The 16,799-nt window shown below is 26.6% G+C and carries 14 protein-coding genes; 7 read left to right on the top strand and 7 right to left on the bottom strand.

Features of this window, described 5'->3' with window-relative positions:
• Nucleotides 1-26: 26 nt before the first annotated feature.
• The 6 genes from recA to UPA3_RS00410 form a co-directional block, all read right to left on the bottom strand.
• Nucleotides 27-1,031 (bottom strand): recombinase RecA, encoded by a 1,005-nt coding sequence (gene recA / locus UPA3_RS00435; RefSeq protein ID WP_006688656.1) that lies wholly within the window; start codon nucleotides 1,029-1,031, stop codon nucleotides 27-29.
• Nucleotides 1,032-1,069: 38 nt separating this feature from the next.
• Nucleotides 1,070-1,540, bottom strand: coding sequence for a CinA family protein (locus tag UPA3_RS00430; RefSeq protein WP_006688479.1), 471 nt, complete (start codon nucleotides 1,538-1,540; stop codon nucleotides 1,070-1,072).
• Between the two features lie 107 nt (nucleotides 1,541-1,647).
• On the bottom strand, nucleotides 1,648-4,170 hold the full coding sequence (gyrA, locus tag UPA3_RS00425) for a DNA topoisomerase (ATP-hydrolyzing) subunit A (protein WP_006688806.1): 2,523 nt from the start codon (nucleotides 4,168-4,170) through the stop codon (nucleotides 1,648-1,650).
• Nucleotides 4,171-4,191: 21 nt separating this feature from the next.
• Complete coding sequence (gene gyrB / locus UPA3_RS00420; protein ID WP_006688798.1) at nucleotides 4,192-6,144, bottom strand: DNA topoisomerase (ATP-hydrolyzing) subunit B; 1,953 nt, start codon at nucleotides 6,142-6,144, stop codon at nucleotides 4,192-4,194.
• A gap of 11 nt (nucleotides 6,145-6,155) precedes the next feature.
• Nucleotides 6,156-6,374, bottom strand: coding sequence for a S4 domain-containing protein YaaA (gene yaaA / locus UPA3_RS00415; RefSeq protein ID WP_006688669.1), 219 nt, complete (start codon nucleotides 6,372-6,374; stop codon nucleotides 6,156-6,158).
• A gap of 137 nt (nucleotides 6,375-6,511) precedes the next feature.
• Nucleotides 6,512-7,651 carry a DNA polymerase III subunit beta gene (locus UPA3_RS00410; protein WP_006688589.1) on the bottom strand — a complete coding sequence of 380 codons (1,140 nt, stop codon included), beginning with the start codon at nucleotides 7,649-7,651 and terminating at the stop codon, nucleotides 6,512-6,514.
• A 221-nt stretch (nucleotides 7,652-7,872) separates the two neighbouring features.
• Between UPA3_RS00410 and pth the strand changes: the two genes are divergently transcribed.
• The 6 genes from pth to whiA are packed head-to-tail and all read left to right on the top strand — an operon-like array spanning nucleotide 7,873 to nucleotide 13,252.
• Entirely contained in the window at nucleotides 7,873-8,433 is a 561-nt protein-coding gene (gene pth, locus UPA3_RS00405) for an aminoacyl-tRNA hydrolase (RefSeq protein WP_006688439.1), read from the top strand.
• On the top strand, nucleotides 8,405-9,397 hold the full coding sequence (gene tilS, locus UPA3_RS00400) for a tRNA lysidine(34) synthetase TilS (protein ID WP_006688449.1): 993 nt from the start codon (nucleotides 8,405-8,407) through the stop codon (nucleotides 9,395-9,397). The genes pth and tilS overlap by 29 nt, the downstream gene beginning before the upstream one ends.
• Nucleotides 9,398-9,411: 14 nt before the next feature.
• Entirely contained in the window at nucleotides 9,412-10,338 is a 927-nt protein-coding gene (gene hprK, locus UPA3_RS00395; protein ID WP_006688665.1) for an HPr(Ser) kinase/phosphatase, read from the top strand.
• Entirely contained in the window at nucleotides 10,339-11,346 is a 1,008-nt protein-coding gene (gene lgt / locus UPA3_RS00390; RefSeq protein ID WP_006688652.1) for a prolipoprotein diacylglyceryl transferase, read from the top strand.
• A gap of 18 nt (nucleotides 11,347-11,364) precedes the next feature.
• Nucleotides 11,365-12,294: an NAD(P)/FAD-dependent oxidoreductase gene (locus tag UPA3_RS00385; protein ID WP_006688550.1), complete on the top strand. Its 930-nt coding sequence runs from the start codon at nucleotides 11,365-11,367 to the stop codon at nucleotides 12,292-12,294.
• Nucleotides 12,260-13,252, top strand: coding sequence for a DNA-binding protein WhiA (gene whiA / locus UPA3_RS00380; RefSeq protein ID WP_006689029.1), 993 nt, complete (start codon nucleotides 12,260-12,262; stop codon nucleotides 13,250-13,252). Before UPA3_RS00385 ends, whiA begins: the two co-directional genes overlap by 35 nt.
• Nucleotides 13,253-13,269: 17 nt before the next feature.
• Here whiA and UPA3_RS00375 read toward each other — a convergent pair whose 3' ends face one another.
• Nucleotides 13,270-14,598 (bottom strand): hemolysin family protein, encoded by a 1,329-nt coding sequence (locus tag UPA3_RS00375; protein ID WP_006688709.1) that lies wholly within the window; start codon nucleotides 14,596-14,598, stop codon nucleotides 13,270-13,272.
• A gap of 232 nt (nucleotides 14,599-14,830) precedes the next feature.
• Here UPA3_RS00375 and UPA3_RS00370 point away from each other — a divergent pair, with 232 nt between their 5' ends.
• A complete protein-coding gene (locus tag UPA3_RS00370; protein WP_006688707.1) occupies nucleotides 14,831-16,798 on the top strand; it encodes a Vmc-like lipoprotein signal peptide domain-containing protein in 1,968 nt (655 codons plus the stop codon).
• Nucleotide 16,799: the final 1 nt, after the last annotated feature.

Raw genomic sequence — 16,799 nt, 5'->3', positions numbered from 1 at the left:
ATCACCAATAATAATTATATTACAAGTTATTGTCAATTGCTTTTTTCATTATTGACAAACTCCAAAGTTTTTTCTGAAATTTGTATAAAAAGTTCATTGTTTTTTGATAGTGTATTTTTTAATTGTTCTCGCCCTTGCCCTATTTTATTATCATTAAAATAAAATCAAGAACCGTTTTTTTTCAAGACGCCATATTGGATTGCAAAATCTATAATTTCATTATTATAATCGAAACCAGAACCAAAAAAAATATCAATAAAACATGTTTGTAACGGTGGTGCTAATTTGTTTTTAACTGTTGTTACTTTTGTTTTTATACCAATTTTATTAATACCCTCTTTAATTAAATCTGCTTTTTTGGTTTCTATTCTCAAACTAGCATAAAATTTTAAAGCTTTACCGCCTGTGGTCATTTCAGGATTGCCAAAAAAAGTATTAATTTTTTCACGTAATTGATTAATAAAAATAATGGCTGTTTTACTTTTATTAATTAATGGTTGAATTTTACGTAAACCTTTTGACATTAAGCGAGCGTGTGCTCCCATCAATGCTTCATTCATATTTGCTTGATATTCGCTTTCTGGGAGCATTGCAGCAACTGAATCAATAACTATTAAATCTATTGAATTTGTTTTAATCAATGTTTCAATCATATCAAAAGCCTGTTCACCTGTTTGAGGTTGCGTAATGATTAATTTTGTTAAATCGACTTTTAGACTTTTGGCATAATTAATATCAAATGAGCCCTCAAGATCTAACAAAACTACTGTCCCACCAGTTTTTTGACATTCAGCAATTGTTTGTAAAGCAATTGTAGTTTTACCTGATGATTCATTACCATAAATTTCTGTAATTTTTCCTACTGGAATTCCATTAATTCCTGTTATTTGATCTATATGAATTGATCCTGTAGATATTGCATTAATTTTTTCATCTTTTATTTCATCAGCAATAAAATAAGATGATTTAGCAAATTTTGTTTCAAGTGTTGCAATTGGATCTAATTTCTCAAGATTATTATTTTCTTTCATAAATTTATTCACCTATCCTATTTAAAGAATTAGTAAAATTATTTTTTTATCAATTCAATTAAATAACTAATTGCTTCTCATGCTATAGAAAAACGATTAAAAGTACGTTCATTTGAATTTAATGTGACTTTTTTTACAATTGCAAAATCTTTAATTGCGATTCCAATGTAAAATAAACCTACTTCTTTATTTTCGCTTCCCTGTGGTCCAGCATTTCCTGTAATTGAAATTGCAATATCAGTATTAAACTTTTGATTTGTTTGTAAACACATTTCTTTAGCAGTTTGTTCAGAAACAGCGCCATATTTAAAAATTGTTTTTTCACTCACTCCTACTAATTTAATTTTTACTTCATTACTATAACTAATAAAACCACCTGCAAAAACACTTGAAGCACCTGCAACTTCACCAATTGATGATGATAAAGCTCCACAACTTGCTGATTCGCAAACACTCAATCTTAAACGTCTTTCTTTTAGTAAATTAATTAGTTCTAAAGCCACATTCATTATTTTAAAATCCTTTCAAATTGAATAATTATTAGTTTAGATAATAAAAACCACTTTTAGAAAAAGTAAAGTATAACTTTATTTTTTAAAGTAGTTTTTATTGTCATTTATTTTAGATTGTAATCATTTTCTTGTAATAATTGTTCATCATTAATTTCTTCTTTTTTAAAGATAGCAATTGATTTTACTTCTTCTTTATTTTCTAATGAAATTAATTTAACTCCTGATGTATTTCTTCCAATTACACTAATGTCTTTAATCGATAAACGAATAACTTTTCCACTAGTTGTAATAATTAAAGCTTCTTCTTCACGATTAACAACTTTAATACTTACTAAGTTACCTGTTTTATCATTTACTTTTAGTGTATTAACACCTTTTGCTCCACGCTTAGTTAAACGATAATCATTGATGTCAGTTAATTTACCTAATCCTTTAGAACCAACAGCTAAAACATATTCTCCATGACTAGATAACCCTGTTCCTACAACATATTCATCATTTTCTAAATTAATTCCTTTAACACCTGTCGCAATTCTTCCCATTTCACGTGCATCATTTTCATTGAAACGAATTACATTACCATTTGATGCGCCGATAAATACTTCATCATTACCTAGTGTTTGCATTACTGAAAATAATTTATCACCATCTTTTAAAGTAATAGCAATTTTACCATTAGCACGAATTGACTCGAAATCACTTAGATTAGCTCGTTTTATAATTCCTTTACTTGTTGTAAAGAATAATGAACCTTGATCATAATTATCTATTGGTAAAATAGTTAAAATGCTTTCACTTTTTTCAATTGGTAAAAAATTAATTGCTGGAATTCCTTTTGATTGTCGTGATCCCAATGGTACTTCATGTCCTCGTAATCGATAAACACGACCTAAATCAGAAAAGAATAATAAATCTGTATGGGTATTAGCAACTAAGATTTTTTCAACATCATCATCCTCATACGTTTTTAATCCTTGTACACCTACACCACCACGTCGTTGATTTTTATATGTATCAATTGGCAAACGTTTAAAATAACCACGTTTTGACATTGTTACAACAATATCTTCGACTGGTATTAAATCTTCATCATCAATATGCGAACTAACTCCATACATAATTTCTGTACGACGCTCATCACCAAATTTTTCAATTAAATAATCTAAATTTTCACAAATAATATTAACTTGACGATTGTAGTTGTTTAAAACATCTTCTAAATCTTTAATAACTAATATTAAATCTTCATATTCTTTTTTTAATTTATCAATATTTAGTCCTGTTAAAGCGCGTAAACGCATTTCTAAAATTGCTTTCGTTTGCAATTCTGTTAAATCGAAACGTTGAATTAGTGATTTTGAAGCAATATCATCATCACCTGAGGCTTTAATAATTTTAATTACTTCATCGATATTATTAACAGCAATTACTAAACCTTCAACAATATGAATTCGTTCTTTTGCTTTTTTTAAATCAAAATTTGTTCTTCTTACTAAAATCTCAATTTGGTGTTCAAAATAGTATTTAATCATTTCCTTAATGTTTAATACCATTGGTACACCATTAACTAAAGCTAAATTATTAACACTAAAATTTGTTTGTAAAGGTGTTGTTTTAAATAATTTGTTTAATAAAACTTCAGGTATAACATCACGTTTAACTTCAATAACAATTCGAATTCCATCACGACTTGACTCGTCACGTAAATCAGAAATTCCTTCGATTTGTTTGTTTGTTACTAATTCAACAATTTTTTCAATTAAATTAGCTTTATTAACCATATAAGGAATTTCTGTCACAACAATTGCTACACGTCCTTGCCCAATATCTTCAATTTCATATTTTGAACGAATTGTTACTGAACCACGACCTGTATTAAAATATTTAATAATACCGCTATCACCATAAATTTCAGCGCCTGTTGGAAAATCAGGACCTTTTAGATATTCCATAATTTCAGAAATAGTAACATTATGGTTTTTAGCATAAGCTTTTATTGCTTGACAAACTTCAGTTAAATTATGTGGTGGAATATTTGTTGCCATCCCAACAGCTATTCCTGTAGTTCCATTTGTTAATAAATTTGGAAAACCTGATGGTAAAACACTTGGTTCTTGTTCTGATGCATCATAATTAGGTACAAAATCTACTGTTTCTTTATCAATGTATTTTAATAATTCATAAGAGATTTTTGATAATCGTGCTTCTGTATAACGCATCGCAGCTGCACTATCACCATCAATCGAACCAAAATTACCATGACCATCAACTAATAAATAACGCATTGAAAAGTCTTGTGCCATTCTTACAATAGTTTGATAAACAGCTTGATCTCCATGTGGATGATATTTTCCAATTACATCCCCAACTCAACGTGCAGATTTTTTATAAGGCTTATCATGTGTCATTCCGTTTTCGAAAGCAGCAAATAAAGCTCGGCGATGCACGGGCTTAAATCCATCACGCACATCAGGCAAAGCACGTGCAACGATTACAGACATTGAATAATCTAAAAATGATGTTTCGACTTCTTTTGTAATTGATTGTTCTTTAATCGTTGAACCTTCTAATTGTTGCTTAATTTCTTCGGTGGTTAAACGACTTTTTTTTGGTTTTTTTAATGCCATAATATTTTATATACCTCAATTTTAAGCATCAATATTTTTTACATATTTTGCATTTTTTTCAATAAATTCTTTTCTTGGAGCTACATCATCACCCATTAATAGAGAAAATGTTTTATCAGCAATTGCAGCGTCTTCAATATTAACTTTTAATAAAAGTCTATTTTTAGGATCCATTGTTGTTTCTCACAATTGATCAGGATTCATTTCACCTAACCCTTTATAGCGTTGAATGTTATATTTAATATTTGATATTGTTGATTTAATTCTTTCTAACTCTTGATCAGAATATGCGTATTTAATTGTTTTAGCATAACTTACTTTATACAATGGTGGTTGCGCTATATAAACATTTCCATTTTGAATCAATGGCAACATGTATCGATAAAAAAATGTTAGCAATAAAATTCGAATATGACTGCCATCAACATCCGCATCAGTCATAATAATAATTTTTGAATATCTTAATTTTTCAATATTAAATTCAGGACCTATTCCTGCTCCAAAAGCAGTAATCATATTTTGAATTTCTTCATTAGCAAAAATCTTATCAATTTTAGCTTTTTCAACATTAATAATCTTTCCACGCAGTGGTAAAATTGCTTGAAATTCACGCTCACGACCTGTTTTTGCTGAACCACCCGCTGAATCTCCTTCGACAATATAAATTTCAGTAACACTTGAATCACGATTTGAGCAGTCAGCTAATTTACCAGGTAATGAATTTGATTCAAAAGGTGATTTACGCCGTGTAGCTTCACGTGCTTCATGTGAACGTCGTCGTGCTTCAGCAGCTTGCATAACCTTAGCAACAATTTTTTTTGATTCTTCAGGATTTTCATTTAAAAATTTTTCAAAAATAATAGATGTGATTTCATTAACATAAGGACGAACTTCACTATTACCTAATTTCTTTTTTGTTTGACCTTCATATTGAGGATTAGGATGCTTAACTGAAATAATTGCTGTTAATCCTTCACTAACGTCTTCTTTAGTGATTTTATCATCAGTGTCTTTTAAATATTTTTTATCGACCGCATATTTATTTAATAAACGCGTAATCGCTAATTTAAAACCTTCTTCGTGTGTTCCACCTTCAGTGGTATTGATGTTATTACAAAATGAATGGGTTGAGTTATTGTATGAATTATTATATTGAAATGCAACTTCACATTTAATGTTATAAGTTTGCTCGTTATGTCCTGGAACTCTAACTTCTTTTTCTTCTTCTCCATAAACAATTAAATCAAATAATGGTTCTTTTTCAGCATTTAAATCTGTTATATATTCTTTTAAACCACCTTCATAATGTCATTTTTCTTTACGGTTAGTTAATTCTGATTCAAATTCAATGTTAACACCTTTGTTAAGATAAGCTAATTGCTTTAAACGAGCCATTATTTTAAGCTCATCTCACTCATTTTCTTCCATAATTTCAAAATCTGGAATAAATTCAATTGTTGTTCCTTTTTCTTTAACATCTTTATTATTAATCGGTTTTAGTGGCTCAATAGCATGACCGCCATTGATAAATTCAACATAATATTGAACATGATTCTTGTTTACTCAAACCTTAAAATTTTTACTTAAAGCATTAACAACAGAGGCACCAACACCATGTAATCCACCAGACACTTTATAACTATCATTATCAAACTTACCACCAGCATGTAAAACTGTTAATACTGTTTCAACACCTGATAAGCCTGTTTTTTCGTGAATTTCAATTGGAATTCCGCGTCCATCATCTTCTACACGTACTGATCCGTCTTTTTTTAGAATAACTCTAACAATTGTTGCAAATCCGCCCATAGCCTCATCAATTGAATTATCAACAATTTCTCAAATCATATGGTGTAGACCCTCTGATTGGGTTGAACCAATGTACATACCAGGACGTTTTCGTACTGCTTCTAAACCTTCTAGTACTTTAATACTTTCGGCGGTGTATTTTTTTTCTTTATTAGAATCGTTCATAAAACTCCTATCTACTCATTAGTTTTAACTATTTGATACAATTGATTTTTTATTTTAATAATCATTTGATCATATAATTTACGACCACGTCTATTTTCTATTTTTTCATCAACCATAACTTTATTTTCCAACAATCAAAATTTAGCTTGACCACCATTATTAATCAATCCAGCTATTTTTAAAAATTGGTTTAAAGTCACATACTCTGTTGATATAAAAATTTTTTTCATAGGTCTTAAAATATTTGTAGTAATACATATTTATTATAACATATATAAAATATTAAAAATTTGGTTAAACAACTAGTAAATGTAAGTGATATTTATTAGAAAAATATTAATATTTAAATAATAATAAACTGTTTTCTTTAATTTTTTATTCTTGATAAAATCTGTTTAAATCCAACATCTTTGGTATCGATAAAAATAATAGGTCTTAAAATTTCATCTTTAACTTTAAAAGTTACATCGTTGTTATCAAAATTTTTTAAAACATGAGCTAGCAAACTAGGGTTTAAAATAAACTCAGCACTTTTATTGTTTAAATTAACTATTGACATTTTTTCTTTCATATTACCAATTTCAAAAGTTGTTAAACTGATTTCTGCTTCATTTTTGTCTATTCTAATACTAATTTTAGGGTTTTGTTCTTGCATAACAATATTCATACCCCGTTCAATAATTTCTATCAATAAACGACGATCAAAAACATATGTATTTTCTTCATTTGTTTCATCAAAAATTGAGTAAATATTTGGATAAACACCATCAATCATTCTTGTTTGTAAAATTGCATCATTAATTTTAAAAATTAAACTTCTACTTCGAACATAAAAATCAACAGTTTGATTATTACTATATTCAACATTTTTAAGGATTTCGATAATCAATTTCATTGTTGAATAAGAGACAATAAATTTAAATTTTTCACCCATATATTCTCTTATTAAACATGAAGCTTTAATTTTATCTGTACCAATAGCAATCAACTTATTTTCTAAAGTTTGAGTATCAATCAAAATTCCAGAAATCGGTTGAATTTTTTCAATTCCTTGACTGTTCAAAACGTTGGGTAAAACCTTTGTATTAATCTCTTGCATAATTTGATGCGGCAAACTGATTTTAACGTAATCTTCTAAACTAAAGTTTAAATTAGGAAAGCCTTCAATATTCATTGTATTAATTTGAGTTTCAAAATTTTCAGTTTTAATTAATAAAATATTTGTGTCAATTTGTTTTAATAAAACAGATTTATCTTTAAGCTTAGAAATTAATCCTAAAATAATCTTAGCTGTAACTAAAACTTTTCCACTATTAAAATATTCAAATCCTTCAGTAATTTCTTTATAACCACTCACTTGATTATTTGTCGTCTTAAAACTAATTTTATTTTGACTAACTTCAATCAAAACACCTAATAATAAAGCATTTGCATTGTTTGTATTAGCAATTGTTGTACTAAATTTTATTGCTTCAATTAATTTTTTTATAGAAATAAAAACTTCCATGTTTTATTAAAATCCTCATTTTTTATTATTTATATTATAAAAGATATAAATTCAAAAAAGCGTGATGCTTTAAAATATAATTTATTTTTTATTTATTTATTTTTAATTATTAATATTATTATTAAGTGTTTAAATGTGCATAACTTAAAATTCATCTATTATATAATAATTTTATTGAAGAGATTTATAAACATTGTACGTTTATAATATGGGTATTAAATGTGGAAAAATATTTAATTGTTGGATTAGGTAATCCAGGATCAAACTATGCAAAAACAAGACATAATGTTGGCTTTATGGTTATTAATGAGATTTGCAACAAACTTAATTTGTCTCTAGATAGTTCAAAATTTAATGGAATTTTTACTAAAACAATTTATAACAATTCCATAGTGTTTTTTTGTCAACCAACAACTTACATGAATTTAAGTGGTGAATTTGTTATCAAAATGCTTAATTTTTATAATATTCCAATTAAAAATTTAATAGTTATTTATGATGATGTTGATACGAAATTAGGAACGATAAAATTGAGAAAAAAGGGGTCCTCAGGAGGGCAAAATGGAATTAAAAATATTATTAACATTTTAAAAACAGATGAAATTAAACGCATTCGTATAGGAATTGATAAAGATCCACATATAAAATTAGATCAATATGTCTTATCGAATTTTAAGATTGACGAATTAGTTATAATTAAACCAGCTATTATAAAGGGCGCTTTAGCTACATTAGCAGCGATTGGTGAAGATTTTGATAAAGTTATGAACAAATTTAATTAATAGAATTAGTAATAAAAAATACTTAGCTGCTGTTTCTGGTGGTCCAGATTCTATGGCAATGTTAAATATGTACAAAAGAAATATTCGTGTTGTTTGTCATGTGAATTATCATAAACGCGAATCATCCGATCGTGATCAGCAAATAGTTGTCGATTTTTGTAGAAAAAATAATTTAATAATTGAAATTTTAGATGTTGATGAAAAAGTTTATGAACGTTATGGTCATATTGATAATTTTCAAACAAAAGCACGTTTAATTCGTTATGATTTTTTCAAAGAAATTGGTAAAAAATATAATATTGAAAATTTGTATATAGCGCATAATTTTGATGATTTTTTAGAAACGGCATATATGCAACGAGCTCGCCAATCAAAAGCCTTATTTTATGGCATTAAGGAAAGTAATGTTATTAATGGCATAATTGTTAAACGTCCGGTTTTATTTGTGCGTAAACAAACATTACAACGCTATTGTGATGAAAATAAAATTAAGTATGGTATTGACGAAACAAATGAATTAGATATATACGAACGCAATCGTGTTCGTAAAATAATTAGTTCTTGAAGTTTAAATGAGGTTTATGATTTTAAAAAATTCGTTATTAAATATAATAAAGAACATAGTTCTTTTGCTAATTTTATAGATTTATCATATATTGAATTTAAAAAAAATAAATACAAATATGACTACTTTATTCGTCAAGACGATATGGTTCAATATTATTTAATTTACTACTTTTTAATTGATCATAAAATTATTAATCCAAGTGAAAATAAAATCATTTCATTAATCAAATTCTTTGGTAAACAAATTAATAAAGAAAAAGCTTATCGTGTTCAAGAAAATATTTATATGCATGTTAATGATGATGAATTAATTAGTTTAATATCATACAATAAAAGCGATAATATTAGCAACTCTAATGTTGATATTATCGATGATCATAATGTTATTGAGAAATAGGTAGATAATAATTAATGGAAATTCGTGGTAAATTATTTGTTAGTCAAGTTGTTAGAAAGTTTAATTTAAACGTTGTTGCAAATTCTGACTATATTGATCGTGAGATTTCTACAACAGGAATTACACGTGTTGGATTTGAATTAGCTGGCGAAATTTTGTTTAAAGAGATTTGAAATATTGTTTATTTTGGTTCAAAAGAAAGCAATTATTTTAATAAATTTTCAGAAACGATCATTTCTAAAAAATTAGGAAAAATTTTAGATTTAAATCCACCATTAATTATTTTTGGTAAAAATTTTAAACATGCTGGAATTTTGTTAAAATTAGCAGAGCGCTATAAAATTCCAATTGTAGAGGTTAAATATAGTTTTTATGAATTAAATTTTACAATTAATAGTTACATTAGTCAAAAACTTTCACACCAATCATTAGTTCACGGAACATTATTATCTGTTTTTGGAATCGGCGTTATTTTAATGGGGGAATCAGGTGTTGGTAAATCTGAGTTAGCAATTGAATTAGTTAAAAAAGGTCATATTTTTGTAGGTGATGATGCTATTTTAGTTAATAGAATTGGAGGTAATCTATATGGAAGAGCTGAAGATTCGACTAAAGATTTTATTGAAATTAGAGGTTTAGGTATTATGAATTTTTCACGTTCTTTCGGTATTGAACGAATGATTGAATCAACAAAAATTGAAATAGTTATTGAATTAATAAAACCAGCTAAACATGAAAAAATCAAGTTTGAACGTTTTGGTCGTGAAATTCAACACAAAGAATTTTTAGAAACAAAAATAGCCCATTATTATATTCCGGTTATCGAAGGAAGAAGTATTTCAGATATCATTGAGACAGCCATTACTGATTATAAATTAAAAACATCAGGTTATAATTCAGCTGAAGAATTTATTTTACAAATTAATAAAAAGGGGATTTAAATGCAATTAGAAATTATTAATCCAGAAAGCACATTAGTTAATGATGTTGTTGCACATCGAGTAGCTTTTAGTATTGGTAGCAATTTTAATATATATTGATATGGAATCATCTTTGTATGCGGTTTTTTAATTGCTATACTAACATATAGTCTACGTTTAAAATTTCATTATAAAGTGCCTTATGATCCAGGATTTTATTATATTTTTTTAGCAATTCCCATGACAATTATTGGTGCTCGTTTATGATCATTAGCAATCGGTGATGCTAAAGATTTTTTTGATTTTAGAAGTGGAGGGTTAGCGATTCAAGGCGGGGTGATTGCTGGGGTATTAAGTGCTGCAGTTTATTTTCCTCTTATTTTGCGCATGCCTAAATATCACATTCGAGATATTGATGCTGATGGCAATGTTGTTATTCGCCAACCTAGTATGTGAATATATGCGGATGCTATTATTCCAACAATTTTAATTGGTCAGGCATTAGGGCGTTGAGGAAATTTTATTAACGGTGAAATATTTGGTGCTGAAAGTACTGTTAACGATTTACAATGATTAAAAAAAGCTATGCCAGCTGTTTTCGAAGGAATGAAACATTATTTCATTGAGGGCAATAAAACTCTATTTACAATTTATCAACCTTTATTTCTATATGAATCATTCTTTAATGTAATTGTTTTTGTTTTTATTTATTTTGGCTTGTCTTACATTAAACAATTAAAAATAGGCTTTATTTCAATGTCATATTTTTTCTTTTATGGTGTTACTCGTTTTAGTACGGAGTCAGCTCGTGCTCCACAGTTTAGTTTTGAAGGAACTTATATAATTAATTCATTGTTATTAATCTTTGGTGTATTAGGTGCATTATATGTACAATTTATAGCGCCACTTTTAAGAAAAAAATTCTTATTAGATGCAATTATTGAAATGTTTTATAAAAAGAAAGACCAAATTCATAAATTTGGAGAATTAAGAAAGCCAGAAGAATTTTTATTTTATTGTCATAAATAATAAAGAAAAGGATTTTAAATGAATCAAGAAGTTTACGATTTAGTAATCATTGGCGCAGGTCCAGCCGGTTTAGCTGCTGCTGTTTATGCTAAACGTTCTGGATTAAATGTGATCATTGTTGAAAAACAATTCCCAGGAGGAAAAATAGCATTAACATCAAATGTAGAAAATTATTTAGGTATCAATAGTATTCCAGGACCTGAATTGGCTTATAAAATGTACGAACAAGTCTTAAATTTAAATGTTTCTATTATTTATGAAGCTGCTGATGAAATATCTTTAAAAGAAAAATATAAAAAAATTAAATTAACTACACAAACATTAATTACTAAAACTGTAATTATTGCAACAGGAACAGAAAATAGACGGTTAAACATTTTAGGTGAATTAGAATTTGAAAACAAGGGAATTAGTTATTGCGCTATTTGTGATGGACCACTTTATAAAAATAAAGCTGTCTCTGTGATTGGATCTGGTAACTCTGCTGTGGAAGAGGCCATATATTTAGCTACAATTGCTAAAGAAGTTCATTTAATTGCCAATAAACCACAATTTAAAGCAGAACAACAATTAGTACAAATTGCAAATAACACACCTAATATAAAAATTTATTACAATAAACAAACATTCGAATTTTTTGGTCATCAGTTTTTAGAAGGTTTAAAATTTAGAGATTTAATCACAAACGAAGTAACTACACTAAATATTGAAGCTAATTTCACTTTTATTGGCCTATTGCCTTCAAGAATTAATACAAATAATTTATGTATTTTTAATGAGGTAAACGGATTTATTACAACTGATAAAAATATGCAAACTAGTGTTTGTGGTATTTTTGCAGCCGGTGATATTGTTGATAAAAATGTTCGACAAATTGCGACTGCTACAAATGATGGAGTCATTGCAGCACTTTATGCCAAAGAGTACATTACAAGAAATAATTGATAATGATTCTAACAAATTCACGTTTAGTGAATTTGTTAAAGAAGATATTTATACTAACACTGATTATTCATCCACAGACTATAAAGTTATTTTATATTCGTTTTTTCGTAATAATTTAACCATTAAAATTGGTCAAAAACTAACTTGAATTATTAAATCTCAAAATTTACAAATTATTGAATTTATTTTAAATGGTTTAGATTATTTTAATAATTTAAATATTGAATATGAGATTATGTTTGAGCCTGACCATTTAAATAAAACTCGTACTAATTATTCGCTATTACTTTGAGGTGATTTGGATAAATTAGATGAAATTTTAAAACTATTTGATGATGCGAATAATGAAAATTTTCATAAAGACCGCTATTGTTCAAATTTTTTAATTGGTGCAATGTTGTCTGGTGGTTCAATTGCACACCCACTTGAAAACTATCATTTAGAAATTCGCTGTGATTCAAATAATTACATCCCATTATTAACAAAGGCTTTAGCCCGTTATGGTTTAGAATATAAAATTATTTATCGTAATAAAAAAACCATTGTTTATTTTAAAAAATCAGAGATAATCAGTGATTTTTTAAAAGCGATCCGTACGCAAAATTCGTTATTTGAATTTGAGAATATTCGTATCCAACGTGATTTTAATAATCAACAACAACGTTTAAATAATTTAGATATTTCTAACCTTTCTAAAAGTTCTAAAGCAGGGGTTTTGACTAAAGAAATGATTTTAGAAATAAAAAAAAACCACGATGAATTTTGCAAACAAAGTACTAAATTTTTAAAGTATTGTGAACTACGAGTACAAAATCCAGACTGTTCATTAAATGAACTTTCTTGTTTATTAAAACAGATGTTTAATATTGAAATTTCAAAAAGTGGTTTAAATCATTTTAATTCTCGTATTAAAGAAATGTATGAAGAATTAAAATTAAAAAAACTAGTTTTTAAAAACTAGTTTTTTTATCTCATTGTTTAGGATTGATTAATCTTTTTTTCAATTAAAAAGGCAAATTGATTTGTTCTTACATCTTTAAAAGTTTCAATATACATATTAGGAGTGTTAATTAATTGGCGGTTTTTAAATGCGCGATTTTTATTAATTTTAGAAATATATTTGCCCATACTAATATCATCGTTAACTTCAATATCTTTGTCAATATATTGATGTAAAAATAATTTAGCGTTAGTTTTAGCATCAACACGTCAAGTTGTTTCATTAACGATTTGAATTTCTTTTATTTCGTTCTCATTATCAGTTTCATCATAAACATTACCAGTTAATTCTTCAGTAATGTTTTCTAATGTAATGATTCCTATAGGATTTTTTTCAGTAATATTATCAACAACAATTCCTAAATGAATTCTTTGAAATTGCATTGTTCTTAAACCATCATATAATGTATCTTTTTGGTTTATTAATAAAGGTGTTTGCATGATAGTTCTAATGATTTTATTAGGTTCGTTAAGAAGATATTTAATAATTTTTTTTAAATAAATAATACCAACAACCTCATCGTTTTTATTGACTACAACCAAACGCGAAAATCCAGTTGAATTAAAAATTTCAAAACTTTGAAGAACAGTTTTATTTTCATTAATTTTAACAACTTGTGTTCATGGAACCATTTTTTGTTTAATTAATATATCATCAAATAAAATTGCTTTATTAATAATTAATGCTTCTTGACTATCTAAAGTTCCTTCATGACGAATAACTTCAATAAGCGATTTTAATTCTTCTTCAGTGGCTGTGATAATATTTTGTGATTTTTTATTAAAAATTCGATTTAAAGATCAAGTTAATGGCCAAAAAAGTATATAGAAACAATTTAAGGGATAAGCTACTAATTTAAGAACTTTAATCGGATTTTTCTTAGCAAAATTTTTAGGAATAAATTCGCCAAATATTAAAACAATTAAAGTTATAATTCCTGTTGCAATTCCTGTACCAATAGCTTCAGCGTTACTTGTTGTACTAAAAGATTTCATTATACCTGCAAAAAATAAACCTGCGATTGTTGATGATGCTGTATTTACTAATGTGTTACCAATTAAAATGGTTGCCAAGGTAATTGTATAATTATTAATCATTTTATAAACAACATTAGTAATTGTTTTTGATTTAATTTTATTGCTTTCAGTTTTTCATTTTACGGTTGTGACACTGGTAATAGCAGTTTCGGCTGCTGAAAAAAAGACTGAAAAACATATCAAAATAAGAGTAATTATTGCTAATATTACTAAAATGCCAACGCTAAAATTTGCTTGAGTACTGATCGTTTCCTGGGAATCTTCAATCATAAGTTTCCTTTTGTTATAAAAATTATTATCAAGTCATAATTTGACTTCTATTTTATTATATATAAATATTAATTGAATTAAAAACTTTTATTTTTTAAAAAAAGCTTTATTAATTCCATTTTTTATTATTAATTTTGATTAATTAGATATTTAATTAATTTAATTATATCCATAATTGTTGTTTTATTTATAATTGATAAGAATTCAAATAAATAAAATTAAGGATCTAAAAATGCATAAGAAAACAAAAAAATATTTAATTAGTATGTTGGCAACAATTTCTATTGTAATTGGTACAACAACAATTATTAGTTCATGTACAAAAAAAACATCTGCAAACGTTCAAGAGCAAATCAAATACGATATAATGCCAACTTATACTTCTCAGGCTGATAATTTATTAGCGTTAGGAATTACACCTGATTATTATCCTCAACAAATGTATTGAAAGAAAAATTCACCTTATGATTATTTAAATCCCCAAAAACCAAATTATCAAAAATGATTTTATGAAAAAGACGATTTTGCTAATAAATTTAAAGAAAAATTAATTAATTTAGAAAAAAATATTAAACAATATGGAACTACATGATGAAGCTTTAGTGGCAATACTTATGGCGAAGGTGTAAGTGAAGAGTATTGAAATAAAAATAAAGGCAAACTTGTTTATTATGATCGTTATTTGATTGATAATAGTCATTTTGAACGTGCAAAAAAAACATTAGTTGCACATGGTGGCCCGATATCAAATCAAAAAACTGCTATTCCTGTTGATTTTAAAATGAGTCGTGATTTTTATTTAACCTTAAATAAAAATGACATTTTAAATTTTAAAAACGATCCTAACTCATTATTACGTAAAAGTCTATTGTTAGGTTTAGAGTATAAGGATAAAGAAAAAGGTGAATTAAACGAACTTTATAATTATTCCTATTTTGCTGATAAATTAAACAAAAACTATTTTAATGCTGAAACATTTGATGGTATTAATTTTAATAATTCAGCTTTTAAAAAAAGAATTTTAGAAGGTAATGATATACCTATTTTTTATACTGAAACAAAATGAAAAGATCCTAAATCATTAAATTCAAAAATTTATGAAGCATTTAAAACAGTTGTGTTAACAAAAAAAGTTAGGGAATCAGGATTAAATAAATTAAATTATGATCCTTTTTTATCAACTACAAAACAAGATAGTTATGTTACATCAATTCTACAACACCATCCTATTTATGAACAAAATATGCGATGAGATGGAGGTACACAGGTTTATTTAGGAACAATGCGCGATTCATTGCTTTATTTATATGATATTGCTTATGCAACAACAAAATATGCATACTCAGAAGAAGCAAAAATTGATTTTAAAGATAATTTAGCAAAATTAGAACCATTAAAAAAAGCGTTATTTAATGCTAATCAAATTGCTAATAATTTAATTAATCGCTTAAACAAAATGCGTTTGTATTTTCAAGCAATTGGCGTTGTTGATAAAAATTATAATCCTAATATAAAACAATTTGATAATACTAATTCCAAAACTTTAGGCTTATTAACTACATCACAAAATAGTGGTTCTTCAACTTTACAAACTCAATCTAAATACGGTTTTTTATATTATGATTTAGGGTTTAAAGCACCTAAACCAATCTTAAAAAAGGACGAATGGACTGAATTATTAGAAGATGTTAACGGCAAACAATTATTATGTCATAGACACGGAAATGGACAAATTCATTGTTTTGGTGGTGATAATCAAGATGGGACACAAATTGATAAAAACATTGTTGGTTCTCTATTTAATATGGATGATAATGGTTGATGATGAAATTTAGGAGAGGGATCATTAAGTGCTAGTAACTTTGCTAAATTTAATTCAGAGTTCGACTATTTAATTAAAATTAGTTATCAAAACTTAGAAGATTTTCATAGTAATAATTTATCAAGACCACAAAAAGAATTAATCATGTCATTAATTAAATCAGATTATGATGATCCAGCGAAGCGTATTTTTGATGATAATTATGAATTATGAAATGATGGAATTAAATCACCTATTGGATATAATATGATTTTAGATTCTGTGATTAAAATTATTAATAAAACAATTGATCCGCAATTAATCCAACAAAATAAACAATTGTTAAAAGAAGCTAATGATTGGGGTTCATATTGAAAAACATTTGTTAACCAAAAATAAT

Source organism: Ureaplasma parvum serovar 3 str. ATCC 27815, assembly GCF_000019345.1.
GTDB classification, from domain to species: domain Bacteria; phylum Bacillota_I; class Bacilli_A; order Mycoplasmatales; family Mycoplasmoidaceae; genus Ureaplasma; species Ureaplasma parvum.
This window is presented reverse-complemented; position numbering and strand designations above follow the sequence as displayed.